Origin of the sequence: uncultured Winogradskyella sp. (assembly GCF_937958655.1) — a bacterium.
Classification (GTDB): domain Bacteria; phylum Bacteroidota; class Bacteroidia; order Flavobacteriales; family Flavobacteriaceae; genus Winogradskyella.
The window spans coordinates 1-14,324 of the sequence record NZ_CALGNH010000019.1 but is presented as its reverse complement, the minus strand read 5'-3'; the positions used below and the strand labels follow the sequence as shown (position 1 = coordinate 14,324).

The 14,324-nt window shown below is 32.4% G+C and carries 14 protein-coding genes and 1 pseudogene; 7 read left to right on the top strand and 8 right to left on the bottom strand.

Going from position 1 to position 14,324, the window contains the following annotated elements:
• Positions 1-113 precede the first annotated feature (113 nt).
• Both Q0800_RS04150 and Q0800_RS04145 read right to left on the bottom strand, forming a co-directional pair.
• Entirely contained in the window at positions 114-839 is a 726-nt protein-coding gene (locus tag Q0800_RS04150; RefSeq protein WP_299127870.1) for a geranylgeranylglyceryl/heptaprenylglyceryl phosphate synthase, read from the bottom strand.
• Positions 832-1,464 (bottom strand): 4'-phosphopantetheinyl transferase family protein, encoded by a 633-nt coding sequence (locus Q0800_RS04145; RefSeq protein ID WP_299127869.1) that lies wholly within the window; start codon positions 1,462-1,464, stop codon positions 832-834. The genes Q0800_RS04150 and Q0800_RS04145 overlap by 8 nt, the downstream gene beginning before the upstream one ends.
• Before the next feature lie 134 nt (positions 1,465-1,598).
• Here Q0800_RS04145 and ahcY point away from each other — a divergent pair, with 134 nt between their 5' ends.
• The 5 genes from ahcY to Q0800_RS04120 all read left to right on the top strand — a co-directional run bounded on the left by ahcY (position 1,599) and on the right by Q0800_RS04120 (position 6,008).
• A complete protein-coding gene (ahcY, locus tag Q0800_RS04140; RefSeq protein WP_299127868.1) occupies positions 1,599-2,915 on the top strand; it encodes an adenosylhomocysteinase in 1,317 nt (438 codons plus the stop codon).
• Between the two features lie 83 nt (positions 2,916-2,998).
• Positions 2,999-3,463: a DUF1569 domain-containing protein gene (locus Q0800_RS04135; protein WP_299127867.1), complete on the top strand. Its 465-nt coding sequence runs from the start codon at positions 2,999-3,001 to the stop codon at positions 3,461-3,463.
• Between the two features lie 73 nt (positions 3,464-3,536).
• Positions 3,537-4,679 carry a methionine aminotransferase gene (locus tag Q0800_RS04130; protein WP_299127866.1) on the top strand — a complete coding sequence of 381 codons (1,143 nt, stop codon included), beginning with the start codon at positions 3,537-3,539 and terminating at the stop codon, positions 4,677-4,679.
• Between the two features lie 51 nt (positions 4,680-4,730).
• A complete protein-coding gene (locus Q0800_RS04125; RefSeq protein ID WP_299127865.1) occupies positions 4,731-5,219 on the top strand; it encodes a hypothetical protein in 489 nt (162 codons plus the stop codon).
• Between the two features lie 3 nt (positions 5,220-5,222).
• Positions 5,223-6,008: an amidohydrolase gene (locus Q0800_RS04120; protein WP_299127864.1), complete on the top strand. Its 786-nt coding sequence runs from the start codon at positions 5,223-5,225 to the stop codon at positions 6,006-6,008.
• Here Q0800_RS04120 and Q0800_RS04115 read toward each other — a convergent pair.
• Both Q0800_RS04115 and Q0800_RS04110 read right to left on the bottom strand, forming a co-directional pair.
• A complete protein-coding gene (locus Q0800_RS04115) occupies positions 5,989-7,608 on the bottom strand; it encodes an Ig-like domain-containing protein (RefSeq protein WP_299127863.1) in 1,620 nt (539 codons plus the stop codon). The two genes, Q0800_RS04120 and Q0800_RS04115, sit on opposite strands and share 20 nt — an antisense overlap.
• 60 nt (positions 7,609-7,668) lie before the next feature.
• Positions 7,669-8,334, bottom strand: a complete 666-nt coding sequence (locus Q0800_RS04110) for a phosphoribosyltransferase family protein (protein WP_366518830.1) — start codon at positions 8,332-8,334, stop codon at positions 7,669-7,671.
• 76 nt (positions 8,335-8,410) lie between these two features.
• Between Q0800_RS04110 and Q0800_RS04105 the strand changes: the two genes are divergently transcribed.
• A complete protein-coding gene (locus Q0800_RS04105; RefSeq protein WP_299127861.1) occupies positions 8,411-9,298 on the top strand; it encodes a hypothetical protein in 888 nt (295 codons plus the stop codon).
• 63 nt (positions 9,299-9,361) lie between these two features.
• The gene (locus Q0800_RS04100) at positions 9,362-10,906 is read left to right on the top strand and encodes a glycine--tRNA ligase (protein ID WP_299127860.1); all 1,545 of its coding nucleotides are present in this window, start codon (positions 9,362-9,364) and stop codon (positions 10,904-10,906) included.
• 90 nt (positions 10,907-10,996) lie between these two features.
• Here Q0800_RS04100 and Q0800_RS04095 read toward each other — a convergent pair whose 3' ends face one another.
• The 4 genes and pseudogenes from Q0800_RS04095 to Q0800_RS04080 all read right to left on the bottom strand — a co-directional run.
• A complete protein-coding gene (locus Q0800_RS04095) occupies positions 10,997-11,446 on the bottom strand; it encodes a hypothetical protein (RefSeq protein WP_299127859.1) in 450 nt (149 codons plus the stop codon).
• Between the two features lie 171 nt (positions 11,447-11,617).
• Positions 11,618-11,998 carry a hypothetical protein gene (locus Q0800_RS04090; RefSeq protein ID WP_299127858.1) on the bottom strand — a complete coding sequence of 127 codons (381 nt, stop codon included), beginning with the start codon at positions 11,996-11,998 and terminating at the stop codon, positions 11,618-11,620.
• A gap of 247 nt (positions 11,999-12,245) precedes the next feature.
• On the bottom strand, positions 12,246-12,953 hold the full coding sequence (locus Q0800_RS04085; RefSeq protein ID WP_299127857.1) for a hypothetical protein: 708 nt from the start codon (positions 12,951-12,953) through the stop codon (positions 12,246-12,248).
• A pseudogene (locus Q0800_RS04080) lies at positions 12,950-14,324 on the bottom strand (hypothetical protein); the annotation flags it as partial. The pseudogene Q0800_RS04080 and the gene Q0800_RS04085, both read right to left, overlap by 4 nt.

The following is a 14,324-nucleotide window of genomic DNA, read 5'->3' as shown; positions in this document are numbered from 1 at the left end:
TAAGTGACTGAGGCTCTCGAAATCACCGTGTCTAAATTTACATCGCTTCGAGTGCCTCAGCGATCAAAAATATTCAAGATCAAAAGATGCTGAAATAAATTCGGCATGACAAACTACTTTCGCAGTTTGTCAAAAAAAGATTCATCATCTTCAAAAGCTGTGCCAATAACTACAATATCTGCTCCTCCTTTATATACAGATTCTAGTGCTTGTTTAGATCTTATACCTCCACCCACAATTAATGGAATGTCTAACTCCGCTTTAACGTGTTCAATAATTTCTGGTTCTATAAAATGTGTTGCACCACTACCTGCTTCAAGATAAATCAATTTCATTCCTAAAAACTCTCCCGCTTTTGCGGTATCGGTTATGGTACTAATAGCTTTTCTACTTAAAGGTTTGGTTTGGCTTACACGTTCTACTGAGGTTTGTTTGCCGTTTTCAATAAGTATATAACCTGTAGGTAGAATTTCTAAATCTGAACGTTTCAATTTTGAAACCGCTGCCACTTGTTTACCTATTAAATAGTCTGGGTTTCTTCCAGAGATTAAAGACAGAAATAAAATACCATCGGCTTTATTGGTAATCTGTACAACATCACCAGGAAATAAAATTACTGGCAAATCCGTGTACTTTTTAATTGCTATTACTAAAGCTTCAGTAAGCCCATCACTAACAGTACTGCCACCCACAAAAATGTGTGTTGCAATGGATGCATTGACTTTTTTAATAAAGTTTGAAACCTGTGCAAACTGCATTTTATCAGGATCTACTAAAACCGCCAATAATTTTTTGTCTGTCATTTTAGCATCTAATATGTCTTGGTAAATGCTATGCATTAGGAACAACGTATGCACAAGTGAAACCTTCAAATTCTAAAAAAGCCGTATTATATCGGTATTTTTTAGCTTTGTAATCGATCCAAGCTACAGTGCTTCCCTCTTGGATTGTAAACGGAATAACCAAAAAATGATCTTTAAACAACATACCTGGTGTTGCAAATAGTTTATACAACGATTCTTTAACACACCAAATTATGGTTAATTTCCTCACATAGTCATTCTCTTGTTTTTTAAGATATTTAAACTCATAATCCACAAATTTTTTGGCTATAATACTAATCTTGGCACGTTGTTTTTCAATATCAATTCCTACTTCTTTATCGCTTATAATAACTCCTGAAAAAATAAAGGAATGTGTTATTGAAATGTGTCTACCATCCTTTAGATGAGGTTTGCCATTTTGGTCATAAAATAAATCCTGATCTGCATATCCAAACGCTCTTAGTAGATGCCTAACACTTAAAAAACCACGCTGATGCAACTCACTTTTCATACCTAAAACACGCTGTAAACTATTTGGTGTTAGTTTTAATGGTTGCATTAAATCGTCATAAGATTCTTCAATCTTCCAGATTTTAACAGTAGTTTGTGAGTTTATACTAATGGATTTGTACAGTGGCATTTAATATTCCGAATCCTATTGATTATCTTTGCATTGCCTAAGGCAGATATAACATTTTTGGTAAGCGAATTTAACCAAATTAAGTGCTAAATCCCAAGGGCAGTTCATTTAAAAAAACAGAAAGTAAAAAGAATATGAGTACTAAAACAATTGCTTACGTACCAAATAAGGTTAAAGACATGTCCTTAGCGGCTTGGGGAAGAAAAGAAATAGAACTCGCTGAAGCAGAAATGCCTGGCTTAATGAGTTTACGTGAAGAGTATAAAAACGAACAACCTTTAAAAGGAGCTCGCATTGCTGGCTGTTTGCATATGACCATACAAACAGCTGTATTAATAGAAACATTACAAGCTTTAGGTGCAGACGTTACGTGGAGTTCTTGTAATATTTTTTCTACACAAGATCTGGCTGCAGCAGCTATCGCTGATGCAGGAACTGCCGTGTATGCATGGAAAGATATGACCGAAGAGGAGTTTGATTGGTGTATAGAACAAACCTTATTTTTTGGCGAAGATCGTAAACCATTAAACATGATTTTAGATGATGGTGGAGACTTAACAAACATGGTTTTAGATAAATACCCTCATTTAGCTGATGGTATAAAAGGACTGTCTGAAGAAACTACTACTGGTGTACATAGACTTTACGAACGTGTTAAAAACGGCACATTACCAATGCCAGCAATCAATGTAAATGATTCTGTAACAAAATCTAAATTTGATAACAAATATGGTTGTAAAGAATCTGCGGTTGACGCTATACGTCGTGCAACCGATATAATGTTAGCTGGTAAACGTGTTACGGTATGTGGTTATGGTGATGTTGGTAAAGGAACCGCAGCATCATTTAAAGGTGCAGGAAGTATTGTAACCGTTACTGAAATTGACCCAATTTGTGCCTTACAAGCTGCAATGGATGGTTTTGAGGTAAAGCGTTTAGAGACGGTTGTTGGCAACTCTGATATTGTGATTACAACTACTGGAAACAAAGATATTGTTAGAGCTGAGCATTTTACAGCTATGAAAGACAAAACCATAGTTTGTAATATTGGCCACTTTGATAACGAAATACAAATGGCATGGTTAAATGACAATTACGGAGATACTAAAAACACTATTAAGCCACAGGTAGATAAATATACTATTGACGGCAAGGATATTATAGTTTTAGCCGAAGGAAGATTAGTGAATTTAGGCTGTGCTACAGGACATCCGAGTTTTGTAATGAGTAATTCATTTACCAACCAAACTTTAGCACAAATAGAACTTTGGAATAATTCTGAAAACTATGGCAACGATGTTTATATGTTACCAAAGCATTTAGATGAAAAAGTAGCCAAGTTACATTTAGAAAAAATCGGTGTAGAGTTAACAGAACTTAAAAAAGACCAAGCAGACTATATTGGTGTTACTGTTGAAGGGCCTTATAAGCCTGAGCATTATAGATACTAATTGTGATGCTGAACTCGTTTCAGCATCTCATCATAAATTAACCCTTGCAGAAATGTGAGGGTTTTTTTGTTACTTTTAAAAGTATGAAAAACAACCAAAAGCTTTCTAAATATCTTGACACTTTAGAATCTCATATCCCAAAATTTGAAGAAAAGAATCCCAATATTTCTAAATCTACAATAGGTTGGCAAATAGATCATAGTCTTAAGGTAATTAATAATGTTAGTATAGCGCTTCAGTCCTCTGATCCAAATCAATATAAAAATAACTTTAGTTTTTTAGGAAAACTCTTTTTTACGCTTGGCTTCTTTCCTAGAGGTAAAGCAAAAGCGCCAAAATACGTTAGGCCACCTGAAACTATTTTAAAAGAAGATTTAATAACTCAGGTTCAATTAGTTAAATCTAATATTGAGTCCCTTAACAGTTTAGACAAAAATGCTTTTTTTAAACATCCCTTATTTGGAAATATTAATATGACAAGAGTATATCGCTTTTTAGAACTCCATACGCACCATCATTTAAAGATTATTGAAGATATTTTAAAATAAAGAATCATAGCTTCTTATTTGGTGATTTATTAGAAGCTCTTAAATTATATAGAGAAGTCATTATCTTTACAAGATGCAACACCAATCTAAATTACCAAACGTTGGCACCACTATTTTTACGGTAATGAGTGCTCTGGCTAATGAGTATAAGGCTCTTAATTTATCTCAAGGATTTCCAAACTATCCAAGTTCTCAAAAACTAAATGATTTAGTAGCTAATGCTATAAATACTGGCTACAACCAATACGCTCCAATGGCTGGTAATTTAGAGTTACGATTAGCCATTGCTAATAAATACCAACTGCTTTACAAAAGCACTTACCACCCAGAAAAAGAAATTACCGTAACTGCTGGTGCAACCCAAGCCATTTATACTATTATTTCGGCCTTTGTTAGAGCAAACGACGAAGTCATTATTTTTAAACCTGCTTACGATTGTTATGAGCCTGCTGTAGAATTAAATGGTGGTAAAACAATACCCATACAATTATCCGCACCAAATTATAAAGTAGATTGGAATGAGGTGGCGCACAAAATATCTGCAAAGACAAAACTGATTATCATCAACTCCCCTCATAATCCGAGCGGCACAATCTGGTCAGAAGCAGACCTATTACAACTACAAAAATTAACCCAAAACACTAACATTATTGTCCTAAGTGACGAGGTCTACGAACATATTGTTTTTGATGGAGAGCCACATCATAGCGCCTGTTTATTTGCTGATTTAAAAAAACGAAGTTTCATTGCCGCGTCTTTCGGTAAGACCTTTCATAACACAGGTTGGAAAATTGGCTACTGCTGCGCACCAGAACCCTTGATGCAAGAATTTAGAAAGGTACACCAATTCAATGTGTTTTCTGTAAATCATCCTACTCAAAAAGCAATTGCAGATTATATGCAAGACCCAGACACCTATTTAGGTTTAAACCTTTTTTTTCAAAAAAAACGCGATCTGTTTTTGCAATTAATTTCCGAATCTCGATTTCGATTTACACCGTCAAAAGGAACCTATTTTCAGGTGTTAGATTATTCAGAAATAACGGACGAATATGAGGTTGATTTTGCAAAACGTTTAACTAAGGAGTTTAAAATAGCCTCCATACCACTTTCCGTTTTTAACACCAATGGTAAAGACGATAAAGTGCTTCGCTTTTGTTTTGCAAAAACTGACCAAACCTTAATTAAAGCCGCAGAAATTTTAAACAAAATTTAAGTTACTTTTTGTAAATTTCGGTGTCTCAATAACAACTAAAATTACGTTACAATGAAATATTATATTATACTATTATTCTTAAGCTTATCATTATCCTCTTATGCCCAAAAAGTTGAAAAAGAGGGCAAATCCTATGAGGTTAAAAAAGAAAAGATTTTTTTGAACGGTGAAGATGTTACCCAAACCATTAGCGCAGAAGAAAAATCTGCAATATTAAAAGAGGCTTCAATCATTACAAAAAAAATGGAAGCACAAAAAGCAAAAGAAAAGTCGGAAAAGAAAAAAGAAAAAGAAGCCAAAAAAGTAGAAAAAGAGCAGAAAAAAGTAGAAAAGAGAGCAAAAGAAGCCGAAAAAGCTCTAAAAAAGGAACAAAAACTTAAGGACAATTACAAGAGTGCAAAAGATAAATTAGCCAAAGCACAAAAGAAATACGAAAAATTAAAGAAGAAAGGAAAACTCTCACCAATTGACGAAGAAAAATGGCTTGAAAAACTAGAAAAACTTAATGAAAAATCAGAAAAAGCCAAACGTAAATTATAGCCTATGCCTAATACGCTTACCGTTGCTTTAATACAAACAAGCCTCGCTTGGGAAAACCCTACCGAAAACAGACGTTTACTCAGTGATAAAATCAATTCTGTTGCGGATGATGTTGATCTTTTTGTTTTGCCAGAAATGTTTACTTCTGGTTTTACTATGAATGCTTCCTTGGTTGCAGAAACTATGCAAGGCGATACCTTGTTATGGTTAAAAAATCTCGCCGAAGAAAAACAAGCAGCCATAATGGGTAGTTTAGTTATTACAGAAAATGCGAGATTTTATAATCGTTTAGTTTGTGTAGAACCTACTGGTAAAGTACACCAATACGACAAAAGACATACATTTACACTAGCTGGTGAAGATAAAGTTTATAAAGCCGGATCTAAAAAAATAATATTTGACTACAAGGGTTTTAAGATTTGTCCTCTAATTTGTTATGATCTCCGTTTCCCAGTTTGGGCTAGGAATATTGAAAACTATGATCTACTTGTATATGCAGCCAATTGGCCCAAAGTAAGAGTAAATGCTTGGGACGCCTTATTACAAGCACGTGCCATAGAAAACATGTGTTACTGCATTGGCGTTAACAGAGTTGGCTTAGATGGTAATAATTATGAATATTCTGGGCACTCTGCAGTTTTTGATGTTTTAGGGAATAGATTAGATTCCATCGCTAGCGGTAAAGAAACCATTGAAACGATTACTTTAGAGCAATCACACATTACTAAATACAGAAATAAACTGGGCTTTTTGAAGGATAAAGATAATTTTACTCTTCTAAAAGTGTAAAGCTAAATGTTAAATCAAAATTAGCTCTAACATCTTCCATTTTTTCTTTAGGGAAGTAACTTACACGCTCTGGCTGTATACCTAAGAGGTAATTACCAGTATCAAATTTTCCATTAGCATTTTCATCATGTATCACTCTTAGGGCATACTTTTTTGGATCTAGATCTAAAAAATCAACAATAGGAATTTTATCCGCATACTGCTCGTACATAACTTCACCTTTATTATCAACCAATTGTACTATTAAAGGCAATTTAGCATTAACTAAGTTTACCCTAATCCTCCCATAATCAGATTTCATTTTTGTTCTAAAGGTATAATCTAAAGTATCCTTATTTTTATCTTCATAAAAATCAGTAAAGGTTTCTGGCAGCATTTTAAACGTGTACTTTTGACCTTCTTCTTTTTTTAGAGAGAACCTATAATAATTTAAAATAGAATCATATTTAACACTATAATTAACTACTGAGGAATCTCTATCCATTAACGTTATCTTGGTTGTATCTATTTTAGTTAAAGGCGTACTTGCTTCTAATACAAAATCTTCAAAATCCGTTAATGTACCATTACTAATCGCTTTAACGACTAAAGAATCCTTTTCAAGCTTTCTAAATCGATGTTTAAACGTATCTATCCCCTTTTCGTTTTTAACTATAAAAAAGGTAGAATCTATTTCAAATTTTGGTTTATACCAATAATATAGTGTGTCGGTTTCTGCACTTTTTACAATCCTTGTTTTGTACCCTTCTGGTGTTTCACCTAACACTTCAATTTGCATAGCTTCATAATTTCCTTCATAAGGAAATATAATCTTAGTTTCGCCTTCTTGTTTTGGTTTTACAGCTTTAAAATTTGTCTCTTCCTTAAATAAGGTTAGTCCATAGTTAGCGTCCGATGGTATGGTTATAAAGCCCTCTTTAAAGCCAATTTTTTCAGTCTTTTGCTTAAACTTAAAATCACCGTTATTATCTTTTAAAGCAATGAGTTTATACTTGCCTTCTTTTATGTTATCTATACTAAAACTTGTTAAGCTATCTAGTGTATTGGTTATATATCTTGGTTTTTCTTTATAAATTATAGAATCGGTATACGTAGAATCTGCCTCATAGAGCATCACCGAAATAAAGGTGTCGGGTTCTTCTAGTAATGCGTCTTTAACAAAGCCTTTTACAGATAAGGAATCAATGGTATCTCCGGTTGAAAATACATAGCGATAGTAAGAATAAGGGTTTTCTTCATTATTATCTACAATACTTTCACCAAAATTAAAGGCATAAGTTGTATTTTCCTTAAGTGTATCTTTTATTTTTATGGTAATATACTTACTTGCGCTACTCATTGGAGTTATAACAGGTTCCGTATCCATTGGAGGGGATATAATGAGCTGTTTTCTAAGATCCTTAATTTTAATGTATTCATTAAAATAAATCTTAATTTCATCTCCTTTAAAGTTTGTTGAAAAGTTCTCTGGATTACTCTTAGTAATTACTGGTGCCTCTTTGTCTATTTCGCCTCCTGTTGGTGTACCTCTATTGGCACAACTCATAATACAAAATATGAGGATGAAAACACTAAATAATCTTAAAAGTAATTGGCGCATTAGGCTTTTTCTATTTAGTACAAAGAAACGATTTTAAAAACTTTAGTCAAAACGTAAAAATTAGTCTACAATTGCCATAGTTGCAAGACTTAACTTAATATTGTTGATTTTTAACAATTCGTTAGCACAGGCTTCAACGGTAGAGCCTGTTGTAATAATATCATCTACTAATAAAATGTGCTTACCACTTAAAACTGTTGTATTAGACAAACCGAATACAGCATTATCGTTATATCTGCCTGTACGCCCAGCAAAAACTTTGGTTTTAGTCGGCTTTATTTTTATTAACACTGTATCGTTATAATCAATACCTAAAGCCTTGGCTATAGCCTTTCCAAATTCTGCTACCTGATTGTAACCACGTTTTCTCAATTTTGTTTTAAATAAAGGTACAGGCACCACAACATCAATAGCCTTATAGGCTTTTACTTCCTTTAATTCTGCTCCTAACCATTCACCAAAAAAAGTGCTAATGTCTTCATGATTTCTGTATTTTAAATTATGAAGTAGCTCTTGCACAATACTCTTTTTTGAAAAATATAAAAGTGCCGTTGCACACTCTAATTGCACACGCCCATATAATATCTTTTTAACCCTATCTGAATTTTCAAAATGGAAATTTGTCACAGGTAATTGATGTCTGCAAGAGATACAAATTAGGACTTCATTATCTTTTAAAATCCCATGGCAAGCTTCACAAACTTTAGGAAAAAATAGATTCAACAAATTTTTTACCATTTAATCGAATAAAATAAATTTAGAATTCAATATAATCTAATTTCGCATCAAACTAATAAAATTAATGATGATAGTTAACCCTCAATTATTTAACTACAGATTAATTATAGGTTCTTTATTGGTTGTTTTAACTGTTCTGGGAGTATATAGTTTTACAAATTATAAATCCATTAAATCCTACGAGGAATTCCTAGACCAAGAAAAATCTTTGATAGAAAAAGAACTATCAGATATCTTAAACAGTTATAACGAGTTAAGCCAAGATTATGATCTTATGTTCTCTGAGCTCCAAGAGGCAAAATTAGAGGCTAAAAATGCTTTAAGTTCTCTAAGATTATTGCAAGGAGATTTATCTATAATTACAAAATTTAAAGATCAACTTTTAGGCTTAAAAACTAAAAGCAAATTTTTAATAAAATCTATTGATTCTCTTAACTCAGTTAATATAAAACTGAAAGAACAAAAGCGCTATGCACTTAACACTATAAAAACTAAATCTGAAGAAATAGCTCAGTTAGAAGCTAAAAATGCTGATTTAAGTAAAACGATTACTAACGCAGCTACTATAAAAGCTAACCGTATTGAAGTCATAGCTTATAAATTAAAAGTAAACAAGAAAAAAATAACTGAAAAAGCAAATCGCGCTAATGCATTTGATGTTTGTATAGCATTAAACGAAAACGCCCTAACTTTAAAAGGTAATAAAACCATTTTTATACAAGTTGTAAGTCCACAAGGTAATATTATTGCCGATAAAGGCGAAGCTGTTTTTGGCAATAACTCATTAATATACAGTCAAAAAGAAGTTTTTAATTTTGATAATAAAAATTTAAAACTCTGTACTGATATTATAGCAGATGAAGATGATAAACCTTTTGTTAAAGGGTCTTATTTTATCAATGTTTTTCATGAAGATCGTAAATTAGGAAGCACACGTATAGATTTAAAATAAATCTAAAGTTATAAATTTTTAAAAACCGCTCATTTAGTTTGAGCGGTTTTTTATTTTTGTGCCATGGCAAATGACGACAAATTCAAAAAAGTAATCTCTCATGCAAAAGAGTATGGTTACGTCTTTCAGAGTAGTGAAATCTACGATGGCTTAAGTGCAGTATACGATTATGCACAAAACGGTGCAGAACTCAAAAAAAATATACGCGACTATTGGTGGAAAGCCATGGTGCAAATGCACGATAATATTGTGGGTATTGATGCTGCTATTTTTATGCACCCAACGACGTGGAAAGCTTCTGGGCACGTAGATGCCTTTAACGATCCTTTAATTGATAATAAAGATTCTAAAAAACGCTATAGAGCAGATGTTTTGGTTGAAGATTATTGTGCAAAGATTGAAGCTAAGATAAATAAGGAGGTTAAAAAAGCCGAAAAGCGTTTTGGAGATGCTTTTAATAAAGACGAATTTGTTTCTACAAATGGTCGTGTATTAGGCTACCAAGAAAAAATAGATACTGTCCTTAAACGTCTAGGTAAATCACTTGAAAATGAAGATTTAGCAGATGTAAAGGCATTAATAGAAGAGCTTGAAATTGCTGACCCAATGACAGGAAGTCGTAATTGGACAGACGTTAAGCAATTTAATCTTATGTTTGGTACTAAACTAGGGGCTTCTGCAGATACAGCGATGGATCTTTATTTGAGACCAGAAACAGCTCAAGGGATTTTTGTCAATTTTTTAAACGTACAGAAAACTGGGCGTCTAAAAATTCCTTTTGGGATTGCACAAACTGGTAAAGCGTTTAGAAATGAAATAGTAGCAAGACAATTTATCTTTAGAATGCGTGAGTTTGAACAAATGGAAATGCAATTCTTTATTAAACCAGGGACGCAAAAGGAATGGTTTGATTATTGGAAAGATACACGACTTAAATGGCATAAATCTCTGGGCTTAGGGGAAGACAACTACCGTTTCCATGACCACGAAAAACTAGCGCATTATGCAGATGCCGCCACTGATATTGAATTTAATTTCCCATTTGGATTTAAAGAATTAGAAGGCATACACTCTCGTACAGACTTTGATTTAAAACAGCACGAAACACACTCTGGCAAAAAACTACAGTATTTTGACCATGAGGATAATGAGAGTTATACTCCTTATGTTTTAGAGACCTCAATAGGTTTAGATCGTATGTTTTTAGCTGTATTTGCTAATAGTTTACAAAACGAAACATTAGAAGATGGTAGCGAAAGAACCGTATTAAAACTACCAGCCGTATTAGCACCTACAAAAGCCGCGATCTTACCATTGGTTAGAAAAGATGAGGCTTTAACCAACATGGCGAAAGACATTGTTGAAGACTTAAAGTGGGACTTTAACGTGGCTTACGACGAAAAGGATGCTGTTGGCAGACGCTATAGACGCCAAGATGCAGCAGGCACACCGTTTTGTATTACTGTAGATGGTGAAAGTATTGAAAATAACACCGTAACTATACGCCATAGAGATACTATGGAGCAAAAGCGTGTTAAAATTGAAGATTTACATAGCATCATTAAAAAAGAGGTGGATGTAAAGGAATGGTTGATGCGGATGGAATAGTGGTAGTATATTGCTAACTATGTAACTAGTTAAAATAGGCTTGGGTCAAGACCCAAGCCTATTTATTTTTAATTTTACACGGAGGTTAATTTAATCTTCTCTAAACATAATCCTTTCGTCTAACCATCTGACTTCATATTTAATGATTTTTTCATCAGATATTTTCTCTACAAAATAAATTTTTTCAAATACATGGTGCTTAAATTCAAATACTGAATTGTATTTTTCTATTAGATAATCAAAATCTACAAATTTTATATTATCTAAAGCCTTTATGGAACATGTATCTCTATAACTTCTATTTTTATGGGCAGCGAATCTTTCATCACAGATTTTAAAATTTATGATATTGCCATTATCCCTATAATCTTTTCTAAATTTATTCATATCTACATATCCTTTTGCCCTAACTGCAACTTTACATTTCTCATTACTTTGTAAATTAAAAAATAAATAAACAGTTTCTTTTTTCTTAACCTCTTTTTGAGAGAAGCACATTAAGGTCACCATTAAAAAAAATATTAATGTTATAGTTTTCATTCTGTACAAGTTTCGTTTTGATTGTTATTTATGTAATCTGAAATGACTTCTTCTACTCTATCTTTTTCGGTCTGAGGCAAATCATGCAAAACTATCGCTATTCTTGACTAGCAAGAATAACGATAGTATCTCAAATTCTCAAAAACTATATTGTAGATTTATGAACACATTCTAATCTTGAATCATCATTATACTATCCACCCAATTGACTTCGTATTTAATGATTTTATCCTCAGATATTTTCTCAATAAAATAAATCTTCTCAAATACGTGATGTTTAAATTCATAAACAGAATCATACTTTTTTTGGAGATAATCAAAATCAACAAGTTTAATGTTATCTAAAGCCTTTGCTGAGCAAGTATCAATAGAGCTTTTAGTTCTATGAGAAGTAAACCTTTCATTACAGATTCTGAAATTTATGATATTACCATTGCTCCAGTACTCTTTTCTATATTTATTCGTGTACTTGGAATTACCCGAGCCATCTTCAATTAAGCATTGCTCCTTGTTTTGTTTGTCAAACAATAAATAAACTGTCTCTTTTTCCATCACTTGTTTCTGAGAGAAGCAAGTGATAGTATTAATCATAAAAAATAATAATGTCATAGTTTTCATTCTGTACAGGTTTCATTTATGTTATCATTTATTTAATCTGAAATGATATTTTAATCTTCCACTAATTAGAACTGTTTATTTTTTTACGTATTTCCTCATTGATGATTTTCTTAACTATTGTTTTAGCCACAAGTAAACTTTCTTAAATTGATTATGCTTAAAAATATTCTTAATTATTAATTTAATCTTTTAAAGTCCAATTATGTAAGTCTTCATATTCCACAATACGCCAATTATTACATCGGAAGGTGCCGTTCAATTTTTTCTCATTTTTAATAAAACCAAACGGCTTAGATAAGTCTATTTGATAGTCTCCCCATACATTTTGAGCAATTTCAAAATGAAATTGATTAATATTAATTTTATATTCATCAAATGAAAATGAATCGATTTTTTTATCATTAAAATGGGCTTTAGTTGATGCTTTAAAAATTTTTGTTTTATCAACAAGAGAGTCTTTTAAATAAAAAGTTATAAATCGGTATTGTTTATCCACACCTGTTTGAAATTCTGTCGCACTTCTATTATTATTTCTCAGTTTATTTAAAGATGGAAACTCGGTCCTGACTTGAATTTTCAATGTATTATTCTTAATATTTTTTTCGCAATTACAAAAGCCAATTAATGTATCTGTTTGATTTTCTGAATGTAAAAATATTAAATCTACTTTTCGTGGTTTTATAGTAGAGTCTTGGCTAATTTTTGAATTTCTTTTTTCTATAAATTCTGAAGTATTTGACTTCATTTTAGTATTTAAATCAACCTTTTTTTGCTCTCCTTCTTTACAACTACAAAAACTTATTAAAAATAATAGACTCACTAAGTATGTTATATCATTTAATGTTTTTACTAAATTCATTAACAATTTCTTCATTATTTGAAATTTCATTCTGTACAAGTTTCATTTTGATTATCAGCTATATAGTCAGAAATGACATTATTAACCCTATTCTTTTCAGTTTGAGGTAAGTTGTTCCAAGTAGGGATCTCGGGATATATTAAACCTTCCCAGGCCAAATCCATATACAGCAGTTGAGGTTGTTGGTTATCAGCAACTGCAATACCAGTGTCGTATTCTTGTAAAATTCTCGCTAAAGTTTCTCTGTAATGAGTTGCCATTTGTGCATGTTGCCAATTTTTATAGCGTCTGTAATAATCATATAATCCTGGATAATTCCCATCTAGTGCATCTAAAACATCTTGCCTTGTTACTCCATCGACATTACCACCATTATCAATAAAAGATAATACTTTTCTAAACATTTCTGCATGCATAACCTCGTGAGCTATAGTTTTAGCGACCAATAAATTTGGTCTTTTGGTAACTCCATTAATAGAGCTATTATTGTTTAGCCTAACAGTAATCACATAATCTGGAGAGGTATCTATTTCTGTACTATTCGGAGGAATAGTTTTACCAAAGGCAATACCAAGGTTCCCCAAGTCAAACTTTATATGCGCTACTGGAAATTCACCATCAAACTTTTTGATAGAGTTTTTAAAACCATTACTACTTGATTTTAACTTATTGTAGACACAGAGTGCTTTTCCATTTAATTCATTAATTATTTGATAGTCATCATAAACAGGCAAGTGACATTCACTTTCATTGCCACTTATACCAATACTACCATTTTGGTGACATACCTCACGTGGGTTAGGGTTTGTTGCAATGGTGCCATTGCCTCCACCACCTCCACCACTAGAGTTATCCCCTTCATCTATAGATTCAACAGGTGGATCGTATGTACAGCTTGGAGTACAGGTATTGAATATGGCTCCTCCTTTATCTGCACTACATTCTCCTTTGGTGACACAACATTCTGGGTCGTTAGGGTAGTGCCCACCGCCAGCTGTACATGTTAGTACTAAGGTTTGGCATGTAATTGTACAACTATTTTTATTAAGTGCGGCTGATAAAGTACCAGTATCTAAATTTGTAATATATGTAATGACATCATCACTTAAATCACCACCATTAGCAATATCTATATATTCCTCAGCTGTTAAGTCATACTGTAAAAGGTACTCGTCATAGCTTTGTGTATCTACATTGTAATGGAGGACAATGTTTTCTATGTAATATTCTGGATTAGACCTTATCATTTTAAACGTATACGTGTGGGTTTGGGCATAGGTCATATATATAATATCTTCAACATCAATAAATATACTGTCTGTGTCTAAAGTTTTTTGTAACCTACTACCTTTTCTATTTAGCCTAGTGCTTAATCTACTAATTGCAGTGTTTACCTCATTA

What these genes read in the sequence shown, in the direction of transcription:
- Q0800_RS04100 (WP_299127860.1), top strand. Translation starts at nt 9,362, where the DNA reads ATGGCAAATGACGACAAATTCAAAAAAGTAATCTCTCATGCAAAAGAG.
- Q0800_RS04085 (WP_299127857.1), bottom strand. Translation starts at nt 12,953, where the DNA reads ATGAAATTTCAAATAATGAAGAAATTGTTAATGAATTTAGTAAAAACA.
- Q0800_RS04105 (WP_299127861.1), top strand. Translation starts at nt 8,411, where the DNA reads ATGATGATAGTTAACCCTCAATTATTTAACTACAGATTAATTATAGGT.
- ahcY (WP_299127868.1), top strand. Translation starts at nt 1,599, where the DNA reads ATGAGTACTAAAACAATTGCTTACGTACCAAATAAGGTTAAAGACATG.
- Q0800_RS04120 (WP_299127864.1), top strand. Translation starts at nt 5,223, where the DNA reads ATGCCTAATACGCTTACCGTTGCTTTAATACAAACAAGCCTCGCTTGG.
- Q0800_RS04135 (WP_299127867.1), top strand. Translation starts at nt 2,999, where the DNA reads ATGAAAAACAACCAAAAGCTTTCTAAATATCTTGACACTTTAGAATCT.
- Q0800_RS04095 (WP_299127859.1), bottom strand. Translation starts at nt 11,446, where the DNA reads ATGAAAACTATAACATTAATATTTTTTTTAATGGTGACCTTAATGTGC.
- Q0800_RS04090 (WP_299127858.1), bottom strand. Translation starts at nt 11,998, where the DNA reads ATGGAAAAAGAGACAGTTTATTTATTGTTTGACAAACAAAACAAGGAG.
- Q0800_RS04145 (WP_299127869.1), bottom strand. Translation starts at nt 1,464, where the DNA reads ATGCCACTGTACAAATCCATTAGTATAAACTCACAAACTACTGTTAAA.
- Q0800_RS04115 (WP_299127863.1), bottom strand. Translation starts at nt 7,608, where the DNA reads ATGCGCCAATTACTTTTAAGATTATTTAGTGTTTTCATCCTCATATTT.
- Q0800_RS04150 (WP_299127870.1), bottom strand. Translation starts at nt 839, where the DNA reads ATGCATAGCATTTACCAAGACATATTAGATGCTAAAATGACAGACAAA.
- Q0800_RS04130 (WP_299127866.1), top strand. Translation starts at nt 3,537, where the DNA reads ATGCAACACCAATCTAAATTACCAAACGTTGGCACCACTATTTTTACG.
- Q0800_RS04125 (WP_299127865.1), top strand. Translation starts at nt 4,731, where the DNA reads ATGAAATATTATATTATACTATTATTCTTAAGCTTATCATTATCCTCT.